Below are 22,329 nucleotides of genomic sequence, written 5' to 3' on the forward strand. Positions count from 1 at the left end.
CCTGCCCTCGCTTCACCGCCGACCTCCAGCACCTCACCCCCGCCCAGCGCCGGCGCTTCCACCGCGGCGTCCTGGACGCCTTCGTGCCGGACCTGCGCACCGGCCGCCAGTTCCGCCCCGGCTTACGCATCAAGGGCGTGCGCCGCACCCCCCGGCGTCTACGAGCTCACCTGGGCGCCGGACGGGCGCGCGACGTGGTCGTACGGCGGGGAGAAGGGCGCCGGACTCCCCCACATCGTGTGGCACCGGATCGGGACCCACACCATCCTGGACCGGCCCCTGGCCGAAGGCCGTCTTGCGGGCGCGGGTCGCCAGTTGGTTGGCTGATCGTCCGGATCACCAGGAGGGGACACCGCGTGGCAGCGAACGAGACCGTGACCGAGTCGGAGAACCTGAAGTCGTTGATCATCAGCACCGCTTCGGCGCTGTGGGAGGACAAGGACGCGCTGGGCAAGTTCCTCGACGTCGTCCGGCGCAGCGAGACGTTCGCCCCGCTCGCTGACAGCATGGCGCAGTCCGAGGTCCGGCCCGCGAAGCCGACGTTCTACGGCGTGAAGAGCACCGAGTTCCAGAGCTGAGCGGCGGCCGGGCGCGCCGGCCGCCGCAGGAGGACCGCAGATACGGCGGCGGCACCCACCCGCAGAGGCTAGGGGCCGCCGCCTTGCTCCTCGAAGGCGCCAGCCAGGCGCAAAGCAACCCTGGCTGGCCTGCCCGTGTCATCGCTCTTCGGTGGCGTACAGGTGCTGGTCGATCTGTCGTAGAAGAGCCTGCACGATCAGAAGCGAGGACAGGGCGAACTCGATCCGGTACGCGGCAGTCGAAGCCTCGTGTGCGGCGAGGTGCCGGTTGAACGTCTGCTCTCGATCCGTCTTCGCGAACGCCTTCATCATGCCGCTCACCATCAAAGCCGGGACAACCAGCAGCATCTGCAGTTCGCCCCATGCAGGCAGCGCGGCCCGTGCCTCCGTGAGCACCGTGTTACTGCCGGGGCCCCTCCTACGACTCGTGAACTGGGCCCAGGGGAACGTAGCCCGCAGCCACGTGTGGCCGTGCCTGGTCATCGCGGTGTCAAGGACGTTCCCGAGCAGGGCCTGAGCCGGTCGGTAGTGGCCGCCCCGTACGGCGTCGGCGGCGTCCCGCGCTAGCTCCACGAGGTCAAGCAGCTCGGGGTGATCGACAGCATCGAGGCTAACCAGCACGTCGTCGACGATCTCCGAACGGTGTTCCACGAGGTACTGCTGGCGCTCGGTTCGGCCGGGTAGGGCGAGCAGACCTTCGATGTGTTCCGTGCGCGGTGCCCAGATCAGGCAGACACCGTCCTCTTCGGAGATGTCGAAGAGCTTCGCCCACTCCGCGGTACGCAGAGCCTGCAGGTTCTCCGGCAGCAGGTCCTTGATGCCGACGGCGAACTTGCTGAAGGTCTCGAGGAGCCCGGAGGTCAGCAGCAGGCGGTTCCGCTCGCCGATCTCCGCCAGTACGGTCCGCCACGGGGCTGAGTCGAACAGACCTGACAGGCCGAGCGACACCGGCTGCAACTGGATGAGGCTTGCCTGGAGGTGGTCGGAGAACAGCGGACGGGCCAGCGACGGGCCGAGGGCCTTGGCCGCTATGTCGGCGAAGGCGCGGTTCCGCTCTACCTGGCTTCGGGTGATGCTGTCCAGGACGCTCCTGGGCAGCTCAAACGGGAGCGGCGCGGGCTTAGGAAGCGCGGCGATGCTCTTCTGGAAGCTGGCGACCGTCCCGGGCATGTTGCCCGAGTCGACCAGCCGACGGATCGCGTCCTGCGCGCTGGCCAGCCCCCCGACGGCGCCCAGGCTGCGCTCTAGTTGCGGAAGAATGCTCACGGTGCCGACAGCATCAGCAAACAGGCGCCCCAGGTATTTCTGCGGCGCCAGGGACGCGCTCAGCTCGGCGATCTGGGTGCGAACCTGCGCGAGGGGGTCAAAGTCGCGGAGGGTCTCCCCCAGGAGCAAGTTCACCGCGACACTCTGGACAGGCCGTGGCTCCGCCGCCGTAACGTCCGACTCATCGCGCGTCCTGCCCGGTTCGCTCACCTCGTTCATGTGCTCAGGATGACGTGCCGCACCGACACTCGGCTCCCGGTTTTCGCTGTCGGCCCCAGCGCCGAATCCGCGACAACCTCAAAGACAGGATCGCCGAAGCCGAACGCGAAGGATGACTCGGCGAAGTCGAAGGCCCGTCCACCAGCCACCGAGGAAAAGATCGCCCAGATCGAAGCCCAGCAGGAGGAGAAGCAGTCCCCCGTTGTCCTGGGCCTGCCCAGCCTCTCCCGGCTCACCGCACGTAGCAGCGAAGCCCCGTCGCGTGTCACACCACCGGCCGACCGCCGTGCTTTTTACCGGAAGTCGTAGTCCTCATCCATGCCACTGGAGAGCCAAATTTCCTCAGCTCCGGCGACCGAGGAGCCCTCAGGTTCTTCCTCGTAGTCAACCCCGTCCGGGCCCTCCATGTGATCCTCGCCGTCCATGCAACGGCAGGGGAAGACCTCCTGGGTGAGTTCACCGTTGACGATGCTGTTGACTGCGCGGTCGTGTAGAGGTCCAGTGGGCATATCCCCGATGCTACCGATTCCCGACACCGCGAGCGACAAGCCTGGGGGCGCCAAGTCATCCGACTGGACTGCCGGATTCACCGGCTCAGCGATCAGCCCGTCACCCAGTGACGCATGCATCTGAGCCCCGGGCGCAGCTACGAGTGGCCGCTCGGGGTGGCCGCCGGCCGAGTGGCCGTGGCTGGACCTTGAACGGGCCGGGGCGTAGACACACCGGTAATGGAAGTGCGACGACCCGGGGCGCCTCTCCGGGTCGTCTTCGCATCCGGGCTCTATCCCAGAGCCTTGGTGATCAGCTGTTCGCCTGGTTCGGGTACGAGAGTGGCGGAGGACAAGGGGCCCATCATCAACTCCAGCTCATCCTTCGGCGGCAGGACCGTGAACCCGATGCGTTGGTACCAGGACGCAAGCACGATGTTGTCGGCGTCGATGTGGCCATGGGCGTGGATGGCACCCGCCTCCTCGTGCAGGCGCAGGGCCGTGGCGAGGAGGTGTTCGCCGATGCCGCGGTGCCGGTAGTCGGGCAGGACCGCGAGCGCTTTGAGCTTCACGTGTGCGCGGGTCGCGACCCGCAGGAGCGGGACGGGAAGTCCGGCTCTCGCCATCTGGGAGATGGTGCTGATAGGCGGCATCGAGTGGAACACGCCGACCATATCGGCGGTGGCGGTGTCCTCGGCGACGAGGAAGGTGATGCGGCCGACTCCGCCGGGACCTGCGGGCGGCCGGCCGGTGTCGATGGCGACGCGGATGTCGTCGCGGTCTGTGTACTGCGTGGGGTCGTCCATCGTCCCGGCGAAGGCGAGTTCGGTGAGGGTGATGAACGCATCGCCCTCTCCGGGACGCGCGTCGCGGATGCGGATGCCCGGTAAGCGGCTGGAGTGGGTAGAGGACTGCGGCGGTCGGGTACGGCGGGGGCGGGTCTTCTGGCGGCCCATGGGGTCCTTTCTGGTGGCGGTGTCGGCCGGTCGGCCGCCCGGAGTTTCTGCCCACGGTTCGGGGCGAGAAGTCCGAGGCGACGGTCATGGAGAGGGCGGCAGATCCCGCGTCAGGGCTTGGTTCGCTAATGCTGCGATGTCGACCGGGGCGATCTCCTGCAGCGGCCGTGGCTGCGGGATTAGCGTGCTGGGTTGACTTGCCACCAGTACCGGCGGCTTGGGCATCGGAGGTTCGGCAGGCTTGTCCAGAGTGGGTTTGGGCTTATTCAGCTTGCGGTCCCCGAGGTACGCGAGACCCCAGATGGTGAGCAGCATGACGCTGCCGATCAGCCCATTCCGGGTCATGTCCAGTGCGGCACTCCCCCATGGGTTGTGCGCGAGGCGGTCGGCGAGCCCGGTGAGGTATCCCACGGCGAGCCCGGGCTCCTTGGCCCCAGCGTCAGCTGCCTCCTTGCACAGCGCCGCAAGGAACCCCGTCCAGAGAAGGACCCACAGCCAGGCATGTCGACGCGTTCGCTTAAGGGGCGGCACGTCCTGCGGCGGGGTCACGTGCTGCGCCGGGGGGTCTGCCTTGACATGCGAGGGCGATGGTGTCCACTCGGCCGCAGATTGCCTGCGCCGCGCGACGGCCACCCGGATCTCCGCCACGGGGTCGACGCCGGTGAAGTCGAACCACTCGCCGACACGGCGGCGGGCTGCGAAGTGCTTGTGAAGCCGGGCTTCCAGATCCGCGCCTCCAGGTATGTCGAGGAGCACCACCAGAGGGTGAGGGCATCCCGTCTGGAGCGTGCTCAGACGCTTGCGAACGTCCTTGCTGATCCCGATCTTCACCAGCATGGTTCCGGCCGCGCCGATGGCGTACAGACGGACAGGATTGGCTGTGGTAGCTGGCATCAGGGGTGTCCTTCCTGTTGGGTTGCCACACCCAACGGCGGCCAACCGCGGGGCACGTCGCTTCGCGGGACGGTGCAGGCGAAGCCCCAGGGACGGTGGGTTCCGGCGGTGGGCAGCCGGGACGCCAGTAGCGGGACGGCATCCGGTCATCGTGCCCAACTCTCGGCGCCGACGCATCAGAGCCCCGGCGTGTCGGCCGTCAGGCTGAGCAGGCACACCACCCAGCAACACCAGAGACATCTTCTGATGTCACCAAGGAATGGGCCCCGTACTCGCGCCGTTCAGCCCCTGTGTCGGGCCACGGCAACAGCTGGCAGCCGGAGGTACTCAGGGGCCCGAAGCCAAATCCGTTCTCGACTTCAACTGGTCGAAGCACACCGACCTCTACCTGCCGCCTTACTTCGAAGCCCTTGCCCTCCACGCCCGCCTCCTCTTCATGAGTCGCAGCTAGCCATAGGCCCACGCGGTCCCCGGGCAGCAGCTGACGAACGAACAGCAAGCCAGGGCTGGCACTCCACCACGGGTACCAGCCGTAGGCACCGGCCTCAGCGCCGAACCTGCCTTCTGCCGCAGGCCGCCCAGCGCGGTTGGCGCTGAGTGAGTGTCACGCCGTTGGTTTACCGCGGTAAACCAGAGCGCTTCCACAAAAGCGACACCAGGCGCCATCCCTACTGGTGCCGACGCAAACCGGATAGTCGCTGTCTGGCATCATTCCGTCCAGCCCGAAGTACCGGAACCATCGGGAAGCAAACGGAGCGAGCATCAAATGCCAGCAAGTGTGTACGTCGTATCCATCGACCCTCAAGCCTCAACGGTGTGGTGGGCCAACCGCATCACGGACCTGCCCTTCGACTTCTCGCAGGAACACGAGTCACCCGAGAACCTGCGGATCCTCCAGGAAACCGGGGCCAGGGTCCACGTGATCGCCAACCAGAAGGGCGGCGTGGGCAAGACCACCACCACACTCAACCTCGGCGCTGTGGTCGCCGATGTCCTCAAGAACAGCAAGGACGGACTGCAGCACGTCTTCATCGACACCCCGGGCAGCCTCCAGGACGAGAACCTTCTCCTGGAAGCCTTGAAGTACGCGCACGACGTGATCGTTCCGATGCCTCCCGAAGGCCTCGCGTTCGATCCCACGGCGCGCACGATCGCCAAGGTCATCGAGCCCACGGGTCTGCCGTACAAGGTTGTCATCAACAACTGGGACCCGCGCGACGGCACCGCCGACCTCGTGGACACCCAGGAGTACATCGACGCACAAGGGTGGCCGCGGGCCGAGACCGTCATAAGGCGGTACAAAGTCCACACCCGGGCCTCGGTGGAGGGCAAGGTCGTCACCCAGTACGCGAAGAACCGAGTCGCCATGGAAGCACGCGAGGACTTCTTCCGCCTTGCCCTGGAGATGGGTTACGGAGGTCGCGCCTGATGGCCGCCGGACGCCGCACTAGCCTTGCGTCGCTCGCCGGCCAGAAGGTCGACGACGTCCCCGGCCGGAGCGATCCGCTCCTGCTGACACTGCCCCTTTCGAAGATGGTGCCCACCCGCTTCAACCCGCGGCGTAACTTTGGCACCGAAGACGACCTCAAGGAATTCGGCCTCAAACTCAAGAAGCGCCAGCTGCAGCCAGCTGTCGTGGTCTCGCGCGCCGCCTACGTCAAGCTTTGGCCTGAGGAAGCGGAGAGCGTCGGGTTGGCGCCGTACGTCATCGCCAACGGCGAGCGCCGCTTCCGCGCCTCCCTCGCTGTCGGACTAACAACGCTCAACGTTGTCCACAACGAGGACGTCGCAAAGTCTCGCGCCGACTTCCTCGACGCGGTCCTCTCCGAGAACGTCGACCGCGAGGACCTGGATCCGATCGAGCGAGCCATCGGCATCGAGACGATGGTCGAACAGCTCGGAGGAGCGGATCCGGTCGCCGAACACTATGGAAAGACGAAGGGCTGGGTGAGCCAGCAGCGCAAGCTTCTGAAGCTCACCCCTGACCTTCAGGCCCTCGTCTCCCAGGGCGAGATCCCCGTGCGCGTCGCTCGGGATATCGCTGGACTGCCCCATGGCGAGCAGGCGGACGCCTGGGCACGCGAGGTCCAGCGCCGAACGGAAGCCGAGCGGGCTCCCCGTGCCCCCCGGGCGCGTAAGGCCACAGCCACACCCGTCGCGCAGCCGTCCCCCCAATCGCCACCAGAAGTCACTCGGTTTACCGCGGTAAACCAGAGCGCGCCAGCCGCTCCACAGTCCGATCTGGCCTTGGCTCCCGTCGGCGCGGGGCAGTCTTTGTTTACCGCGGTAAACCAGATCTCGTTCCCGAACGAAGGGACAACCGGCTCTGAGCAGGCCCTGGGTTCCCCCCAGCCTGGCGACGTACTGCCGGACCCACCTGGTGTGCCTGACCCTCGCGGAGGGTTCTCGGAAGCAGCTCAGCTTCCTAAGCCTCCCGTGAAGATGCCATGGGCCGATGGCGTGGCCAGCATGGACATCATTTTTGCGAAACTCCTAGAAGGTGAGCGTCGCCGGGCCATCGCCCGCTACATCGAGCTGCTGGGCACGGCGGAGGCATTCGTGGACGACCTGTCCGCAGCCAGCGACCCGGCGTTCCGAGCACAGGTGGCTGAGCTGCTCCTCAAGGACCTGTAAACCTCCAGCCGCAGCATCCGACGACTCCAGAAACGCAAAAAGCGGCCCCCGCCGCCCGGATCGAAGTCCGGATGGCGGGGGCCGCTTTGTGTACTCAGGCGCTTAAGTCGATGCCGGTTGGGAGGTCGCGTCCGGCAAGGGTGTGGGTGAGGAGTCGGTCCGCCGTCGTCCAGGCGCCGTGGATTCGGGTCCTGGCGCAGTGGAGTGCGCCGGTGAGGGCGGTCCCGGTGTCGGGGTGGATGAGGACCAGGGCGAGGGGATCGGCGTCGGGCTGCTGCTCGGGGAGAGGGCGCCCGCGTTCCAGGCCGCGCTCGCCGATCCGTACGGCGACGTCGCCGCGGCCGGTCCAGGGGGCCGGCCTTTGGCGGGCGGCGGGCATGGCGGTGACCTCCGCGACGGCCTTCTGGTCGCCGGGGTGCAGGGGGCCGGTGCCGTGGCCGCAGCGGCGGAAGCGGGCCGTCACGTGCGCACTATCCGACGGTGCAGCCGCGTCCGGATCCGGTAGCGGAGCGAGGCGCGCTCTGCGCGCTTCTCGACGGCGTCGGCGAGCAGTTCCTCGAGCTCGGTCATGTGCTCTTCGGCGAACCACTGGGGCTGGTAGTCGTCGCCGTGGCAGACCGGGCACAGGTGCTCGTGACCGTCGAACTCGTGCCACGGCGCGCAGCCGACGTCCTGGCAGTCCGGCCGGGTGGGGTCCTCGCCGATGCCGGAGCAGTACGGGCAGCGGCTGAAGCGGTAGTCGACGGGGGCGCCGTGGTGGAGGTCGGAGTGGAGCTGGGCGAGGCCGCGGACTCCGAGCTCGCGCAGCAGCGCGTCGGCGGCGAGGACCTGGCGGTCGATGCCGGTGTCGTGGTGGTCGGCGAGCATCTGGACGGCGGTGCACCAGGCGAGGGTGGAGCGGTCGACCGGCACGGCGTAGCTGCTCGCCCACGGGTCGGCAGGGTCGACGTCGGCGGGCGGCGGGGCCGGCGCGGTGAGCGGGATGCCCAGGGTGGTGAGCTGGGCGGTGACGTCGGCGGTGCGGCGGGTGAACTGGTCGAAGACGGTAGTGGGCATCGGCCCTCACATGGACGGGGCCGCCGGGACCGTGGTGGTCCCGGCGGCCGGGCGGGTGGGGTCAGCGGGTGGCCGGGGTGAGCGGGGCCTTGTGGCAGTCGCGGTGCGCGCTCTGCGCCGGGTCGGCGAGGACGCGCAGGCCGTGCGGCTCGCCGACCGGCCCGCAGGAGCTGCACACCACGGCGTAGTTGCGGCGGCCGGTGCAGCCGGAGTCGGCGTCGCGGGGCTTGCCGGAGGGCCGGACGGCGTGGGTGCATTCGGTGCCGTCCGGGTGGAGCGGGGCGATCTTCACGCTGATGCGGGCCACGGGCTTGGCTCCTGTTCGGGGTCGGGGAAGGGCCTGGTGGAGCGCGGCCGCGGGGGTGCGGCCCCGGGTGGGGCGCGGCGGGGTGGGCGGCTCGGTCCGGGTGAGCGTGGTCTCGGGGAGGAGTCCGAGCTGTCCGGCGGCGGCCGCGCGCGCGGCGAGGGTGATCGAGCGGGTGACCCGGTGGTGCCCGTGATCAATCCGCAGATGGCAGAGCTGACAGGCGGCGAACAAGTTCTCGACCTGCGGCCTGGTTCTCCTGCCCGAACACGGTCCGGACGGGGACAACAGCTGCCGTGGCGACCTCGACTTGCTCGGCACTGGGGCAGAAGCGGACATATGTCGCCGGTGACACTATTGAGTGCCACCGAAATTCCGACAATGTGCCTGCTCCAGCCGCCTAGTGTCCTGGCCATGGACTCTGAACGTCTCAAGCTCTCTTCGCGCAAATGGATGATCGCTGCCTTCACCGCGCTCGCCGAAGGCCCGTCTTCTCATGACCTGGCGGTCCACCACGCCGGGATCGCTGCCGAGCATCTCCTCAAGTCATACCTGGCCAGCCTCCACCCGGCTCTCATAGTGGAGGGCAAGGACTTCAACTCCTTGCTGCACGCGACGGGTCACGGGTCACACGCTTCGGTTCCCGCGGAGCAGGTCAAGACCATCGGCTTGGCCGAAGCCCATGCCCGAGCGCAGAAGATCTTGCGGAAGAAAATGCCGGTCGATCAGCGGGCGCTTGGACCGCTAGCCAACGCTCGTAACGGCGTCGCACACAGTGGCATGTACGACCGGTCAGCGGTCAATGCCGTCTTCACCACGTGTCTCCGGCTGATCGACCCCTTGCTCGTCGAGCTCAAGATCAACACTTCCTACTGGGGCCGTTACGAGTCCCTGCACGACCGGCTTCTCGAAGAGAACGTGGAAGCTGTCCGTGTCCGGCTGGAGAGCAAACTTGCTCGGGCCAAAGATGTCTTCTCGGAACGTTACGGCCACTTGCCCCAGAAGGAACGCGAGCTCGTCCTCGGCACGATTGCGCGAGTCTTCCCTCCCGGCCACATCGAACACGACGAGCCCGCCACCTGCCCGGCATGCGACTCGCAGGGCTGGCTTAGTGGTGACACGCACGTGGACGAGGATGAGTGGGCGGTCATGTTCACCCCCTTCGTCTTCACCTGCCCGGCCTGCGACCTGCTTGTCGAGCACGAGGAACTTGAAGAGTTGGAGGGGCTTGCGGAGGAGGTCAAGCTGGATGAGTCACCAAACGACTTCTATGCGGACTGGGAGCCAAGTGAAGTCCGTGGATCTTCATGGGATGGAGGACCATTCCACAACTTCTGATAGCCGGCCTTACCAACATCTCGCACGTCCTCGGGGGTGTGGTTGAGGTGGGCGGTGGTGAGGCCGACCACGGACCCGGTGTCCGGGTGGATCTCCTCGTGGACGGCGGGGCAGCGGCCGCCGGGGTGCGTCAGACCGCATTGGGCCGTGCACTCGCAGCGGCCGCGGGCCCGCTCGAACCGGATCCGCGCGCTGATCTCGTTCCAGTCGCGCGGGTAGCGGTGCAGGTTCTCGGGACGGATGGGCACGGCGGCCTCACTCGCCGCCGGTGGCCTGGCGCTGCTCGAATGCCTCGATCAGTTCGTCCAGCGTGCTCGGGTCTCCGGCGGTGCCGACCCAGACGCCGGCCTCGGTCCACACCGGGATCTCACCGGAGTCCTCGGCGTCGAACCAGCAGACGTACGGGCCGTAGCGCTCGATGACGGCCGTAGAGAGGGCGGCCGGGTCGGACAGCTGCGGCGCGGTCTCCAGCACGGCGAGCGTGGTGACGACCAGCCACACCGGCTCGTCCGGCGTGCGGGGCAGCCGGAGGTAGCCGGTGACGCGGAGCTTGTCGCCGGGGACCAGGTCGTGGATGACCGTACGTGCCATGGCCGGGTCGGCGACGCTGCAGGGCAGGATCATCTCGTCCGTACGCTCGTCCGTCGGGGAGACGGTGAGGCGGAACCGCGCCGTCGACCCGTGCAGGTCGCCGGGCACGGTCTCCTCGTCCAGGAAGCCGTCCAGGGCTATCGCGTCGTCGGCGGCCACGGTCAGCCGGCCTTCCGGACCGGCGCCCGGTGGGCGGCGTCGTACGCCTCGAGGACTCGCTTGGGCACCATGCCCTGGTCGGCGACCTGGTGGCCGTGCTTGCGCGCCCACGCCCTGATGGTGGCGAGCTCCTCGCGGGTGCGGCCGCTGCCCGCGCCCGCGCGGATCGGGGTGGGCGCGGCGGCCGCCGTGGTGGTGGTGCGGGTGCCGGCCTTCACGGTGCGCAGCTCCTCCTGCGCCTTCTCCAGTTCGGCCCGCGCCTTGGCGACCTTCTCCTCCGCCTCGCGCTGCGCGGCCTCGCTGTCGCGGCGCTCGGACAGCTCGGCAAGGTCGGCGGTGATGCGGGCGGCGCGGCCGCGTACTCCGGCGGCCGGGTGCGCGGCCGCCCAGTCGAGCAGCTTCTGCACGGCGTTGGTGACGGGCAGCGCGACGACCGGGACGTCGATGACCGGGGAGGCGGCGGCCGGGCGGGGCAGCCCGAGGACGCAGTCGGCGATGAGGTCGCTGAGCTCGGTCTCGGTCAGGCCGGTGGCCTCGCGGATGGCCTGCTCACTGTCGCCGTTGTTGTGCATGGAGATCGCCACGGACTCGTGCGCGGACAGGGCCGGGGCGGCCGGGGTGTTCGTCATGGTGGGTGCGTCTCCGGTTTCCGGGATGAGGGGGAGCAGGGCGGTGAGGGTGTCGGGGTCGGTGGGCAGCCCGAGGACGTCCAGGAGCAACGCCATGTCGTCCTTGTCGCGGGAGCTGCGGGCGGTGACCCGGGCCGCGGCGGCGAGCTGCTGCGCCGGGTTCGGGTCCAGGGGCAGCGCTTCGGCTTCGAGGGCCTCGGTCCAGTCGGTGAACATCACGCGGCCTTGCCGCCGGCGACCAGCGTCAGCACGCGCAGGTTGGACGCCGCCTGCGCCGGGGTGATGGGTTGCTTCCAGCGGTTGTACGGCGCGGGCCGGGTGGGGATGCCTTCCAGCTCCAGGCGGGCGAGGGCCAGTTCGCGGGCGGTCGGCGGCACGACGCGCGCCGCGCGCGCCCGCTCCCGCCAGCGCCGGTCCTCTTCGGCCACCACGCCGACCCAGTCCTCACCGAGCCGGTCCACGAGTCGCTTGCGCAGCTGCGTGCGGTCGCGCTTGGTGGTCGCCGCCCACACCCCGGTCTCGGTCAGGCCGGGGTTGGCCAGCGCCCACTTCAGGCAGTCCTTGACGATCGGGCAGCCGGAGCAGGCGTGCTTGGCCTTGGCGAGCGCCTTCTCCCGGGCGCGGGGGGCCTCGTCGGTGTTGCGGATGTCCTCGATCGAGAACCGGGCCGGGCTCGTACGGCAGCGCAGGGCCTGGTCGGTCTCGGGGAAGGGGACCCTGTCGTCGGCCACGATGATGGCCGGCGGCTGCGGGACGCCGGTGCGGTTGCGGCTCATGAGATGGCCTCCAGAGCGAGGTGGGGGAGCTGGAGGAGGACCTGGTCCACGAGGTCCTCCGGTGGGCGCCACGGTCCGAGCTGTCCGTGCAGCCACGGGATCGGCAGCGCGAGTTCGTGGACGTCGGAGAGGACCAGGTGGAAGGCGTCGGGCTGCGCCCACCGCGAGCACGGCGGGGTGCCGGCGGCGTCCTGGTGGCAGTCGGTGAGGCGGGCGACGCCGATGACGGCCCGGGTGTGCAGGGCGCGGCCGCGGATCGCAGTGGCGACCAGCGGGTCGCGCATCGGGGCCCGCTCGGTGGCCTGCCCGGCGTGCAGCAGCAGCCAGCCGCGCCAGGACCAGAGGGCCGGGCGGTTCTCCACGTCCTTCCCGGCGAGGATGCAGGTCGTCCAGGGCTGGCGGATCGTGATGCCCCGGATCCAGGTGCCCGGGTCGGCGGTGGTGGTGGTCTCGCTCATGCCGCCCGTCCCAGGGTGCTGGTGCCCGGCCGTCCGGCGCGGCGGCCGTTGATGGAGGGCACCGTGGCGTGCGAACGGTCGGCGAGCACGGCGCGGCCGGTGTGCTTGCCCGCGTACATCGCGGCGTCGGCGGCCCGCTGGAGCGCGCTCAGGTCCGTCGTGCCGAGGACGTCGGGGGAGGCCGCGCCGACCGACGCGGCGACGTCGACCAGGGTGCCGTCGTCGACCTCGACGGGCTGCGCGAGCAGCTGCGTGAGCTGGGTGAGGCGGAGCTCGCGGCGGGCGGCTCCGATTCGGACCACGACGGCGAACTCGTCGCCCCCGAGCCTGCCGACCGCGCCGCGGCTGCCCGCCCAGGCGGTGAGGCGCTGCGCGGTGGCGGCCAGGACGCGGTCGCCGGCGGCGTGCCCGCCGGGTCCGTCGTTGATCTGCTTGAAGTGGTCCAGGTCGACCAGGACCACCAGGGTGCTGTCGCCGTACCGGGCGAGGGTCTGCCGGGCCTTGGCGGTGTAGCCGTCGCGCCCGAGCAGACCCGTGAGCGGGTCGCGGCGGGCGGCGGCGAGCTTGCGGTGCAGGCTGACCGCGTGCAGGGTCCAGCCGGTCAGCGGCACGGCGAGGCTGGTGATGAGCAGGGCACATTGCCCGATGGGGGCCTGTAAGCGCACGGTGGAGGCCATACTGGTTGCTCCCTCTCTCGTCTTGTACGGGATGAGTGGCCCGAGGCAGGCGACGGTTTCCACACCTGGTGCGCCTGCCTCGGGGCGTATCTACAGCTCGTAGGGCTTCTTGCGGGTCCAGCTGTCCGGGTTGGACCAGCGGCCGGCCTTCGCCGCCGCCCAGTCCAGCTCCCAGCCGTCGCGCACCCCGCGCGCTCCCCAGCCGCCGTCCTGCTGTCCGGGGACCTCGAGCCCGGCCTGCCGCGCGGCGAACGCCGCGTCGTAGACCTGGTGGGCGCGGGCCAGGGCCTCGGTGACCGAGGACGCCCTGCCGGTGAAGACGTGCACACCGCGCTGCGCCCGGTCGAGGCTGTGTATAGGGACGTCAACCTCGTAGAACTCCAGCTGCGGCATGACGCCCTCTCCTTCCTGTCGCTGGTCGTGGCGGAACACCGCGACCACCCCGGCCGTGAGACCGGGGCGGCACGGAGGAACGCCGCGCTCGCGCGGGAGGATCAGCGGTTCGCGGCCGCCACGATCTCGGCGTGGTCGAACGCGAGGTCGGGGAGCGCGTCCAGGGGCCACCAGCGGGCGGCGGTGGCGTCGTCACCGGCCGCCGGCTCCACCAGCGACGGCAGGGTGGCCGTGTAGGCGACGCTGACGTACCGGCCGCGCGCGTCACGGCCGACAGCGTCGAAGGCGCCCACCTGCCGCATGTCGGCGGCCGGGATCATGATGCCGGCCTCTTCCTCCAGCTCGCGCACGGAGGCGTCCAGGCTGGTCTCTCCCTTGTCCACGTGTCCGCCGGGCAGCGCCCAGCAGCCCGCGTGCGGGTCCCAGCCCCGCTCGATCAGCAGGACGTGCCCGGCGGCGAACAGGACGACGTCGGCGGTGTAGCGGATCGTCTCGTCGGTGGTGTCGGTGCTCATCAGGTGTGTCTCCTGGTCTCGAAGAAGATGAAGGAGGCCGCCCCGGCCGGTGGGCCGGGGCGGCACGGGAACGTCGGCGGGGGGTCAGGCCGGGACGGGGGCCGGGGTGTCGAGTCCGGCACCGAGCAGCAGGCCGCGGATCGACTGCTCGTACTCGCCGGTGCGGATCCGGTCGAACATGAGCTGACCGGCGACCAGGCAGCGGGCCCGCAGCTGGATCAGGGCGACGGCGTGCGGGTCGGCGCCAGCGGCGGTCGCGGTCTGCGCGGCGGCGTCACCGGCGAGCTGGTTGGCCGTCTGCAGGCCGGCCTCACGGCGGGAGTACCGCGCCCGCCAGTACGCCCAGGAGGTCAGGGCCCGGGTCTCGTCCACCCGCGTCTCCCACGCCTCGTACGTGCGGCGCGTGCCCTCGGGGTCGGCGGCCCACTCCGTGGCCCACTGCCGGGCGAGGTCGGGCAGCTGCGCGAGGACCGCCAGGACCTGCGCGCCGCGATGCCCGAACGCACGCCACGCCTCGACCTCGCGGACGACGCGGACCTGGTGGGACATCAGCCAGTACGGGGCGAAGTCGTTGCCCCAGTTGCCGGTCTCACCGAGCGGCTCGACCTCCCACAACCGCACCGGCCAGCGCTCCTCCAGGCGCTCCAGGATCTCGCCGGGCCGGGTGTACATGTGGAAGTACGAGAACGGCTTGTCGGTGTACCACCTCTCGCCGGGGCTGGGGTGGTCGATGGTCTCGCCGATGTGGTCGGCGATGTTGACGGTCGGGATGGTCTCGCCCAGGCCGCTGTAGTACGCGGCGAGGTGGGGGGTGGTGGGCGGGACGGTGCCGTCGGGCCGGGTCGCCATGTAGTGGACGACGGGCCGGGCGCTGCGTGCCATGAGGATTCCTCCGGATCGAGTCGGAACGTGCGCGTGGGGTCGGGTCAGTTGCGGGCGCCCCGGCACAGGGCGCCGGAGGTGGCGAGGAGTTCGGAGGCCAGGTACACGGCGGCGAAGCCCTCGCGGTGGAGCTGGTCGGCGTCGGGCAGCAGCTGGTGGTGCTCGCGCACGATGTGCAGCGGGACCACGCGGTCTCGGCCGGCGTTCTGTGCCTCCACCGTCGCCAGCGGGACGTCGAACAGGACGGCGACGGCGGGCCGCTGCCAGTAGCGGGCGCGGGCGAGCAGACCGGCCCTGACGTGCGGGAGGACGTTGGTGGAGTCGACCAGCGCGCTCAAGCCCCGGGAGAGGCGGGCGTCCAGGAGCAGGTTCTGGATCTCGGCGGCGACCGGCGTCGCGGACTGGTCGGCCTCGGAGTCGGTGGCCAGGCACCGGTAGACGTCCAGGCAGATGCGCCAGCTGTCCGGGTAGCGAGCGGCGAAGGTCGACTTGCCGCTGCCGGGCGGGCCAACCAGGGTGCAGAGGACGCCCGCGGGGAGGTTCAGCAGGTCGTCGGCCGGGAGCGCGGTGGGAGTACGAGGCAACGGATGCTCCTTGCAGGATGGGCTGACGGGGCACCGCGCCGCCCCGGCCGGGAGGCCAGGACGGGACGACACGGTGCGCGGTCAGGCAGCAGCGTTCTGCGCGGTGGCGGCGGTGCCGGCCTCTTCGCGGGCGGCGGCAGCTTCGGCCTGCCGGTTCTGCCGGATGACCTTGCCGACGATCTGCCCGGTGACCTTCGCGGCTTCGTCTTCCATCTCGGCCTCGATCCGGTACAGGCTGCGGGCCTTGCCCTTGGGCAGGACGTGGGTGCCCATCTCGTGCCGGGTCAGGGCGATGCGCCGTTCCAGCGAGCCCTTGCGGCACAGCTGGTCGACCTCGACGAACGCCCAGACCAGCGTGGCGCCGATCTCGCGCGGGCGGCGGCGCAGCCGCTTGGCGTTGATCAGGACCCGGATCGTGTTCTTCGGGGCGATCACGGTGAGGGAGTACAGGTCATCGGGCTTGGCGGTGCAGCTGAGGCGCTTCTCGGCGTAGACGTTCTCCGGGATGCCTGCGGCCGCGCCCTGCGCTGCGGCGGCGAGGCCGGGGATCTTCTTGGGGGAGGTGACCACCAGTTCCACGGCCGTCAGCGGGCGCCGGCCGAAGTGCTCCTTCACCAGGCGCTGCGCGGTGGTGACGGTGTCGTTGATGTCGGCGGTCAGACGGCGGGAGGTGAACAGGCCGTCGCGGATGACGGTGATCTGCGTGGGCTGCGACATGCGGGGGGGGCCTTCCGGCTCGATCTCGGGTGGGTCTGATTGGCCACCGCACCGCCCCGGCCGCGCGGGCCGGGGCGGAACGGGCAGTCCGTCAGAGCGCGTGAATGCCGGTGAGGTCGTCGTCCAGGACCTCGTCCTTGTCACCGTCGACGTTGCGGTCGGCGGTGGCCGGGATGGCGGGAAGGCCGGCGGCGCGGGCGGCGAGGTGGTGGCGGATCTGCTCCATGCCGGTGATGCGCACCGGCTGCTCGCCGTCGCCGGTCAGCAGCGTGAAGTGGTGCTTGTACTCGCTCCTCTCGGCGCGGTGGTGGAGCACGACGCCGGGGGCGAGGTAGAAGGTGGCCTCACCGTCCTCGTAGCCGCGCCACCGGTTCTCGTCGCCCAGGAAGTTGTCGCTCTCGTCGATGCGGATGGCAGCGCCAGCGGCGCGGTGTGCGGCGTCCTCCTCGGTCGCGGCGGTGACCTGGGCGAGGGCCTCGTCCAGCGTGGCGGCCGGAGCCGGGGCCGACCGGCGGGTGGAGGGCAGCGGGCTGCGGGTCCGCATCAGGCGGCGCAGCGGGGCGAGGACGAGTTCGGTGAGCCCGTCGATGGCGAGGGCCCCGACGACGGCGACCGCTCCGGCGAACGCGATGCGGGAGTCGTCGGACCAGGCGACGGGGGCGAGCTGGTAGCCGAGGTAGGCACCGGCCGCGCCGCCGATCAGCGCGGACGTCATGCTGACGCCTTCGATCATCGTGTTGGCGACGCTGTTAGCCGTCTGGCGCAGGGTTGCGGTCATGATGACGGAGCTCCTTCTTCTGTCAGTGCGCTCTGGGAGGGGGAGGGGTACTGCTCCGGGGCGGCCGGGCCCGACGCCAGCGGCCGCCCCGGGCGCTCAGCGGCCGGTCGTGTGGACGGCGGCGGTGGTGCGGACGGTGTCGGCGAGCAGCACGGTGAGCTCGTGGCCGTGGTCGACGGCGTCCTCCAGGCGCTCGATGAGCCCGGCGGGCAGGCCGCGGTTGCGGGCGCCGGTCAGCAGGCCCTCGAGGTAGAGGACGTCGGCGAGGACGCGGCCGCGGACGTCCAGGACGCAGGGCTGCACGTGCCGGGCGTCGGTGTTCTTCTCGGTGGCGCGGGCCGCGTGGTCGGCGGCCTCGGTGTACGCGGTCTCGGTCTGCTCCGTGAGCAGCGCGTCGACCTGCGTGGTGTCGCCGTAGGCGCGGCGCCACCCGAAGCGGGCGGCGGCGGCTTCCATCAGGGATCGGCGGGCGAGGGACACGGTGACCTCCGGGGGAGGGCCGGTCGTCCGGTCTCGGCTGACCGGGCGGACACCGCGTCGCCCCCGGCCGCCGTCGTGCGGCGGGCGGGGACGCGCGGAGAGCGCCGGTCAGTTCTCCGGGAGTTGGCGGGCGTAGTAGGAGACGTAGTCGCTGTACTCGCTGCGCTCGGTGCGCAGGACGTCGGGCTCGTCGGCCGCCAGCTGCTGGAGCACGTCCACGATCCAGTCGTTGCTGCGCTGGAGGGTGAGGCGGATCAGATCCAGGTAGGACAGGTAGAGCTGGACGTCCTTGTCCTTGTGGCGGGCGCCGCGCACCCAGGAGTGCAGCCGCTCGCGGACGGTGTCGTCGTCCGGGCGGGCGGGGATGTCGCGGGGCAGGGCCCGGCAGGTCGTGGCGTGCTCGTTGGCGACCGTTGCGGCGTCGGCAAGGCCGTAGCGCGTGTTGTAGGTGCGCTCGCCGTTCTCGCGGGTGGCGTAGTGGCAGCCCAGGCAGGCGATCGAGTAGTAGGTGCCGTACTTGCCGTCGTCGGTGGTGAAGACGAGGACGACCGCGTGCGCCTGGTTGTAGTAGCGCTGGGCGATGGTGACGCCCTCGGGCTTCCAGGTCTCGCCGATCTCGGGCCACGGCTCGGGCTCGACGGCCGGCAGATCGACGGGCTCGGGGCGGCGGGTGAACAGGGTGAGTGCCATGGGCTACTGCTCCTTGTCGGTGTCGGGACGTGCGGCGGGGTGAGCGCGCCGGGCCGCGATGGCGGCCACGGCGAGGAGGACCAGGACGAGCGCGTACGGCCAGCTGCTCATCCGGTGACCGCGAGGACGGCGGCGACCAGGAGCAGGGCGAGCGCGGCGAGGATCGTGTCGACCGCGCGAGCCAGGCGCTGGTACTTGGCGACGGCGATGGTCGACAGGACCTTGATGCGGGCGCCGCGGGTGTCGGTGTCCATGGAGGCCCGGATGGCGTCGGCGTCCAGCTGCGCCCAGTGCGGGAACGACCCGGGCGTTGGGGTGCGGCCTCCGAGATTGGGGCGCACGACCAGGAGCAGCAGCACGGCGGCGGCCGCGAGCGCGAGGCCGGCGGCGCCGCCGACGACCTGGGCGGTGCGGGGCAGGTCCTTGTCGGCGAGGCTGGCGAGTCCGGCAAGGACCGCGCCGTCGAACGCGAGCAGTAAGGACGCCTTGTTGTCGGTGCGGCCGATCTCCGTGGTGACGGCGGTGCAGGCCGCGTCCAGGTTCTTGTCCGTCGCGTTGGGCTCGGTGCTGACGGTCATGTTCGCCTCCCCTTTTCCGGCCGGGCTGTCCGGCTCCCCGTCACCACCCGGCCCGCAGGTCGCGGGGTGGGTGGATCAGGCAGCCGCCAGACCGTCAGCGGGCGGGGTGGGTGTGGGTGTGGATGTTGATGCGCGGACGCAGGGACAGGCCCCGCAGCGCTAAGAAGCTGCCGATCGTCCAGGCGAGGACGGCCAGGGCCGCGGCAACCGGGCGGCCGGCGGCGGGGGCGGCGTCCCACACCATCAGCACCGAGCAGACGCCGTGCGCGATCCAGGTCAGCCGGGCACCGACGGCTCCGGTGAGCCAGGCCAGGGCCAGCGAGACAGCGCCGACGCCCAGCCAGATGAGGAACGCGCTGGAAGCCGTGAGCGGAAGGCCGGCGGTGTGCGCGGCGAGGTAGGCGTGGACGGGGTCGGCGACGGTGGCGGTCCACTGGGTGAACCAGGACCAGTCCTGGTGGTGGTACCAGTCGATCACCTTCGGCACGCCCCACTTGAGGGTGAGGACAACCGCGATGATGCCGACGACGGCGAAGGCGGCGATGGCGCCGGGCGGGAGGTCGTCACTCGTGCGGATCGGTTCGGTCGGCGGCGCGGACGGCTTTCGGGGGCGGGGGATGCGCTGGCTGTCGTCGATGGTCTCCAGGGGCGGGACGGCGGGGTCGGGCTTGCGGGGCTGGTTGGGCTCGGTCACCGGTGGTTCTCCTTCGCGGTGTTCGACGGCGTCGCGGACGGGGTGCTGTGTGCGGGGCTGATGGGGCCCTGTGGGTCGTGGTCGGCGGCACCGGTGCTCACCCCGCACAGCTGCCAGCCGAGGAAGATCCCGGCGATCAGGGCGACCTGGTGGCGGTGGGCTTTCCACCAGGTGGGCGGGGCGGGCTCGGTCAGGACGCCGATCACGGCGGACGGCTTCTTCGCCATCGGGGGTGGGCTCTCCCAGGCACAGGGGACAGGTCATGTGCGCGGGGCCGGACTGCCCGGCTCCCCTTCACCACCCGGGCCGCGGGGCGCGGAACGAGTGGATCAGGCAGCCGTCAGGAGTGAACGGTCATGCTGCGGCGGCCAGCTGGCCGCTGCTGGTGTGCATGTAGCTGCCGGGCGCGGCCGGGGTGCCGTCGTAGCACTCCAGGCACGAGCCGAGGGTGCGCAGAGGGAGGCAGTGGTAGTAGCGCCGCGAGCACTTCGGGCAGGTCTGCCGGGCGGCCATCGCCTTGTCGAGCGCGACCTCCTTGGCGAAGGTCATCGGTCGTATCGGCTTGGCCTTGGCGATCTCGTACAGGAAGGCCATGCGCTTGCCGCCCCGGCACTCGATGACGGCGACCGGGCCCTGGCCGCCAGGCCGTAAGCGCCGCTCCCTGAGTTGCCGCCTGGTCGCGAGCCCTTTCGGGGCCTGCCTCCAGCGGTGCACGGGGAGGGCGCCGGTGGGGTCGGCGTAGATGTCGACGTCCCGGACGGCCGGCGGGGACGTCGCCTCAGCGGCGGCCACGGCCTCGGTTGTGGCCGCGGCCGGTGTGGACCTGCACCTTGGCGCGGCCCCGGGCGTTCACGCTGATCGAGCTGGCCTTGCCGCTGCCGGGGCCGGTGGCGAGCATCTTGAGCACGACGAAGCCGCCCAGGCCGAGGCCGGCCAGGATGGCGAGGGCCTTGGCGAGCTCCAGCAGAGCGGCGGCCAGGAAATAGACGCCGACACCGGCGATTCCGAGGATGACCGCGACCAGCGCCGCCTTCACCAGGAGCGGGGAGACGTAGGGCTGCGGGGCCGGGGCGGGCGGCGCCGTGTAGTACGCGACCGGGTGGCCGTTCGGGCCGGGCATCACCACGACGCCGTCCAGGCCGGCGGTCGGCGGGTAGACGACCGCGCCCTGGGGGAGCGGAACGACGTGCTGGCCGTACGCGGGGACGGGCGGCTGTCCGTACTGGGGCGGCAGCGGCTCGGGGTAGTAGGTGGGCTGGGGCTGCTCGCCGTAAGACGGCATGATGGGTCCTCTCCTCGATGGGGAGCTCGGGCGAATGTCATTTGGCGTGAGATCGCCCGGGGAGGCTTCGGCCTCTTCACCGGCCCCCGAGGTGCTTGATTCATCTCGGGGGCCAGTGGAGCCGTCGAAGCGACTCAGTCGGCGGCGCGTCCGTACCGGGTGGGCAGCAGCGGTTCGCTGCGGGACAGGATCGTCGGCGGGTGGCCGGGTTCGGCCGCGGGCAGCTCGATCGGTTCGGCCGGCCGCTCGGTGAAGTCGAACGTGAACTCCACGACGCTCTCCTCTTCTTCCTTGTGTGCCATCGGGCGTTACGCCGTCTCGTCCAGGACGAGCTCGCCGTTGGTGATCTCCTCGTTGAGCAGATCGGCGATGGCCTGGAGCGTCTCGGTCTTGCCGGGGAGGCCGGCGGCCTTGAGCGAGCGGCGCGAGACCTTGCCGGATCCGGCGCGGATGATGCCGCGCGCGAGGTCCCGGGCTTCGGCGAGCTTGATGTCGTCGATGTCCGGGCGCGTGGGCGGGGCCTGGTGCTCACGGGCGCGGGCGTTGGCCCCCTGGACGAAGTCGGTCTCCGGGGTGCGGCCCTCGGGGAGGGGGCCGAAGGTGTCCGCGCGCTGGGGGCCGGGGCCGGTGGTGGGGGCCGCCGACTCGCCGGTGGTCCCCTCCGTTCCCGTGTGGTCCCCGCCGGTGGTCCCCTCCGGGGCGGTGTGGTCCCCCTCGGTGACGGGTTCGGCGGGGACCTTCACGGTGACGGTCCCCGGCGTGTGGGTGCGCGCGGCGGCGGTCCCGGCGGTGCGGGGACCGGTCTCCTCGCTGGTGGCGGGGCCGGGCAGTGCTGCGGTCCCCGCCGGGGCGGGGACCAGCTGGGCCGGTGCGGGGTCCAGGGCGGGGGCCATGGTCCCCGGGGCGGGGGCCAGTTCGGGGGCCACCGCGCCGGACGCGGGGACCGCCGGGTTCACGGCGGGGGCCGGGAGCGCCGGGTGGTCCCCGCTGGCGGCCGGGGTGGTCCCCGCCGGGGTCCCGGTGAGCTCCAGGGCGAGGTCCAGCATCCCGCCGCGCAGGGGCCACAGCTTCTCCGCGGGGGCCTTGCTGCGCCAGCGGCGCCCGTACTGGGCGCGGAGGTCCCCGACCGTCTTGCGGCGGTGCCGCTCCAGGACCAGGCCGATCCGGTAGGAGCGGACCTCCCACAGGACCATCCGGCGCCAGATGCCGAAGGTGCCGGGCGGGTCCAGGAACCAGCGGCTGAGCCGGATGCCGTCCATGCGCCGGTTGGAGACCATGCCGGTGCGGCGCCGTACGGCGTGCCTGACGCCCTCCATGAAGGCGATGAACAGGAGCGGCATCGCAGCGTGCATGCCCTGTCCGGTCACCCGGTCCTGCCAGGGCAGATCGGCGTCAACGGCCGCCATGTTGAACCAGATTGTTGCGGCTGTGAACGCCCAGGCGAGCCACCGCAAAGGGGCGAGGGGCATGTCGAGCTGCTCCAGGACCAGGTCGACCACCAGGAGGGCGAGAATGCCCAGGTCAACGCCGATGGGGACGATCCAGGAGTGGGTGCCGAAGCCGTAGTCCTTGGCGACGGCGTCGACGGCGGCGAAGGAGCCGTATCCGCCGAGCCCGGCGAGGCCGGCGAAGAAGACCCCGGCGACGCCGATGGCCCACTTCTGGGCCTTGGTGAAGGGCGGCGGCGCCTCGGTACGGTCTGCCATATCGGTT

At 70.9% G+C, this 22,329-nt stretch carries 31 protein-coding genes; 4 read left to right on the forward strand and 27 right to left on the reverse strand.

Translation table 11 applies throughout. From position 1 onward, the window contains the following. The first annotated feature begins 356 nt into the window (after positions 1–356). A complete protein-coding gene (locus OG737_RS35140) occupies positions 357–578 on the forward strand; it encodes a hypothetical protein (protein ID WP_331722589.1) in 222 nt (73 codons plus the stop codon). 138 nt (positions 579–716) lie between these two features. Here the strand turns inward: OG737_RS35140 and OG737_RS35145 are convergent, their stop codons facing one another. From OG737_RS35145 to OG737_RS35160, 4 genes are all read right to left on the reverse strand, one after another. After that, the gene (locus OG737_RS35145; RefSeq protein WP_331722590.1) at positions 717–2,063 is read right to left on the reverse strand and encodes a hypothetical protein; all 1,347 of its coding nucleotides are present in this window, start codon (positions 2,061–2,063) and stop codon (positions 717–719) included. A 293-nt stretch (positions 2,064–2,356) separates the two neighbouring features. Next, positions 2,357–2,572, reverse strand: coding sequence for a hypothetical protein (locus OG737_RS35150; RefSeq protein ID WP_360898226.1), 216 nt, complete (start codon positions 2,570–2,572; stop codon positions 2,357–2,359). A 272-nt stretch (positions 2,573–2,844) separates the two neighbouring features. Further along, a complete protein-coding gene (locus OG737_RS35155; protein WP_331722593.1) occupies positions 2,845–3,507 on the reverse strand; it encodes a GNAT family N-acetyltransferase in 663 nt (220 codons plus the stop codon). Positions 3,508–3,591: 84 nt separating this feature from the next. Then, a complete protein-coding gene (locus tag OG737_RS35160) occupies positions 3,592–4,401 on the reverse strand; it encodes a GIY-YIG nuclease family protein (RefSeq protein WP_331722594.1) in 810 nt (269 codons plus the stop codon). A gap of 889 nt (positions 4,402–5,290) precedes the next feature. Between OG737_RS35160 and OG737_RS35165 the strand changes: the two genes are divergently transcribed. Both OG737_RS35165 and OG737_RS35170 read left to right on the forward strand, forming a co-directional pair. After that, positions 5,291–5,830: a ParA family protein gene (locus OG737_RS35165; RefSeq protein ID WP_405922489.1), complete on the forward strand. Its 540-nt coding sequence runs from the start codon at positions 5,291–5,293 to the stop codon at positions 5,828–5,830. Then, the gene (locus OG737_RS35170; protein ID WP_331722597.1) at positions 5,830–7,035 is read left to right on the forward strand and encodes a ParB N-terminal domain-containing protein; all 1,206 of its coding nucleotides are present in this window, start codon (positions 5,830–5,832) and stop codon (positions 7,033–7,035) included. Before OG737_RS35165 ends, OG737_RS35170 begins: the two co-directional genes overlap by 1 nt. 94 nt (positions 7,036–7,129) lie before the next feature. Here OG737_RS35170 and OG737_RS35175 read toward each other — a convergent pair whose 3' ends face one another. From OG737_RS35175 to OG737_RS35185, 3 genes are all read right to left on the reverse strand, one after another. After that, positions 7,130–7,498 (reverse strand): hypothetical protein, encoded by a 369-nt coding sequence (locus tag OG737_RS35175; protein WP_331722598.1) that lies wholly within the window; start codon positions 7,496–7,498, stop codon positions 7,130–7,132. After that, positions 7,495–8,091 (reverse strand): hypothetical protein, encoded by a 597-nt coding sequence (locus OG737_RS35180; RefSeq protein WP_331722599.1) that lies wholly within the window; start codon positions 8,089–8,091, stop codon positions 7,495–7,497. Before OG737_RS35180 ends, OG737_RS35175 begins: the two co-directional genes overlap by 4 nt. A 61-nt stretch (positions 8,092–8,152) precedes the next feature. Next, the gene (locus tag OG737_RS35185; RefSeq protein WP_331722600.1) at positions 8,153–8,629 is read right to left on the reverse strand and encodes a hypothetical protein; all 477 of its coding nucleotides are present in this window, start codon (positions 8,627–8,629) and stop codon (positions 8,153–8,155) included. Between the two features lie 180 nt (positions 8,630–8,809). On the opposite strand from OG737_RS35185, the gene OG737_RS35190 reads away from it, so the two are divergent. Beyond that, positions 8,810–9,733, forward strand: a complete 924-nt coding sequence (locus OG737_RS35190) for a hypothetical protein (RefSeq protein ID WP_405922480.1) — start codon at positions 8,810–8,812, stop codon at positions 9,731–9,733. A 255-nt stretch (positions 9,734–9,988) separates the two neighbouring features. On the opposite strand, the gene OG737_RS35195 is transcribed toward OG737_RS35190, so the two are convergent. From OG737_RS35195 to OG737_RS35290, 20 genes are all read right to left on the reverse strand, one after another. After that, entirely contained in the window at positions 9,989–10,483 is a 495-nt protein-coding gene (locus OG737_RS35195; protein ID WP_331722602.1) for a hypothetical protein, read from the reverse strand. Between the two features lie 2 nt (positions 10,484–10,485). Continuing rightward, positions 10,486–11,328 (reverse strand): histone-like nucleoid-structuring protein Lsr2, encoded by an 843-nt coding sequence (locus OG737_RS35200; protein ID WP_331722603.1) that lies wholly within the window; start codon positions 11,326–11,328, stop codon positions 10,486–10,488. After that, on the reverse strand, positions 11,328–11,888 hold the full coding sequence (locus OG737_RS35205; RefSeq protein ID WP_331722604.1) for a WhiB family transcriptional regulator: 561 nt from the start codon (positions 11,886–11,888) through the stop codon (positions 11,328–11,330). Before OG737_RS35205 ends, OG737_RS35200 begins: the two co-directional genes overlap by 1 nt. Next, positions 11,885–12,346 carry a hypothetical protein gene (locus OG737_RS35210; protein WP_331722605.1) on the reverse strand — a complete coding sequence of 154 codons (462 nt, stop codon included), beginning with the start codon at positions 12,344–12,346 and terminating at the stop codon, positions 11,885–11,887. The genes OG737_RS35205 and OG737_RS35210 overlap by 4 nt, the downstream gene beginning before the upstream one ends. Then, positions 12,343–13,023 carry a GGDEF domain-containing protein gene (locus tag OG737_RS35215; protein WP_331722606.1) on the reverse strand — a complete coding sequence of 227 codons (681 nt, stop codon included), beginning with the start codon at positions 13,021–13,023 and terminating at the stop codon, positions 12,343–12,345. The genes OG737_RS35210 and OG737_RS35215 overlap by 4 nt, the downstream gene beginning before the upstream one ends. Before the next feature lie 90 nt (positions 13,024–13,113). Further along, positions 13,114–13,416 (reverse strand): hypothetical protein, encoded by a 303-nt coding sequence (locus OG737_RS35220; RefSeq protein ID WP_405922481.1) that lies wholly within the window; start codon positions 13,414–13,416, stop codon positions 13,114–13,116. Positions 13,417–13,517: 101 nt separating this feature from the next. Further along, positions 13,518–13,931, reverse strand: a complete 414-nt coding sequence (locus OG737_RS35225; RefSeq protein WP_331722608.1) for an NUDIX hydrolase — start codon at positions 13,929–13,931, stop codon at positions 13,518–13,520. 84 nt (positions 13,932–14,015) lie between these two features. Continuing rightward, entirely contained in the window at positions 14,016–14,813 is a 798-nt protein-coding gene (locus tag OG737_RS35230; RefSeq protein WP_331722609.1) for a hypothetical protein, read from the reverse strand. Between the two features lie 44 nt (positions 14,814–14,857). After that, on the reverse strand, positions 14,858–15,397 hold the full coding sequence (locus tag OG737_RS35235; RefSeq protein WP_331722610.1) for an AAA family ATPase: 540 nt from the start codon (positions 15,395–15,397) through the stop codon (positions 14,858–14,860). Between the two features lie 81 nt (positions 15,398–15,478). Beyond that, positions 15,479–16,114: a hypothetical protein gene (locus OG737_RS35240; protein ID WP_331722611.1), complete on the reverse strand. Its 636-nt coding sequence runs from the start codon at positions 16,112–16,114 to the stop codon at positions 15,479–15,481. 91 nt (positions 16,115–16,205) lie between these two features. Then, positions 16,206–16,892, reverse strand: a complete 687-nt coding sequence (locus tag OG737_RS35245; RefSeq protein WP_331722612.1) for a hypothetical protein — start codon at positions 16,890–16,892, stop codon at positions 16,206–16,208. Between the two features lie 96 nt (positions 16,893–16,988). Then, positions 16,989–17,372: a hypothetical protein gene (locus OG737_RS35250; protein WP_405922482.1), complete on the reverse strand. Its 384-nt coding sequence runs from the start codon at positions 17,370–17,372 to the stop codon at positions 16,989–16,991. Between the two features lie 108 nt (positions 17,373–17,480). Next, positions 17,481–18,062, reverse strand: coding sequence for a hypothetical protein (locus OG737_RS35255; RefSeq protein ID WP_331722614.1), 582 nt, complete (start codon positions 18,060–18,062; stop codon positions 17,481–17,483). Between the two features lie 107 nt (positions 18,063–18,169). Continuing rightward, positions 18,170–18,640: a Pycsar system effector family protein gene (locus OG737_RS35260; protein ID WP_331722615.1), complete on the reverse strand. Its 471-nt coding sequence runs from the start codon at positions 18,638–18,640 to the stop codon at positions 18,170–18,172. Positions 18,641–18,734: 94 nt separating this feature from the next. Continuing rightward, the gene (locus OG737_RS35265) at positions 18,735–19,334 is read right to left on the reverse strand and encodes a hypothetical protein (RefSeq protein ID WP_331722616.1); all 600 of its coding nucleotides are present in this window, start codon (positions 19,332–19,334) and stop codon (positions 18,735–18,737) included. Next, positions 19,331–19,561: a hypothetical protein gene (locus OG737_RS35270; RefSeq protein WP_331722617.1), complete on the reverse strand. Its 231-nt coding sequence runs from the start codon at positions 19,559–19,561 to the stop codon at positions 19,331–19,333. Before OG737_RS35270 ends, OG737_RS35265 begins: the two co-directional genes overlap by 4 nt. Positions 19,562–19,688: 127 nt before the next feature. Beyond that, positions 19,689–20,126: an RRQRL motif-containing zinc-binding protein gene (locus OG737_RS35275; RefSeq protein WP_331722618.1), complete on the reverse strand. Its 438-nt coding sequence runs from the start codon at positions 20,124–20,126 to the stop codon at positions 19,689–19,691. Continuing rightward, positions 20,113–20,616 carry a hypothetical protein gene (locus OG737_RS35280; protein ID WP_331722619.1) on the reverse strand — a complete coding sequence of 168 codons (504 nt, stop codon included), beginning with the start codon at positions 20,614–20,616 and terminating at the stop codon, positions 20,113–20,115. Before OG737_RS35280 ends, OG737_RS35275 begins: the two co-directional genes overlap by 14 nt. A gap of 134 nt (positions 20,617–20,750) precedes the next feature. Next, complete coding sequence (locus tag OG737_RS35285; RefSeq protein ID WP_331722620.1) at positions 20,751–20,918, reverse strand: hypothetical protein; 168 nt, start codon at positions 20,916–20,918, stop codon at positions 20,751–20,753. A gap of 6 nt (positions 20,919–20,924) precedes the next feature. Next, positions 20,925–22,322 (reverse strand): DUF2637 domain-containing protein, encoded by a 1,398-nt coding sequence (locus tag OG737_RS35290; RefSeq protein ID WP_331722621.1) that lies wholly within the window; start codon positions 22,320–22,322, stop codon positions 20,925–20,927. Positions 22,323–22,329: the final 7 nt, after the last annotated feature.

It is taken from the genome of Streptomyces sp. NBC_00122 (genome assembly GCF_045160845.1).
Taxonomy (GTDB): domain Bacteria; phylum Actinomycetota; class Actinomycetes; order Streptomycetales; family Streptomycetaceae; genus Streptomyces.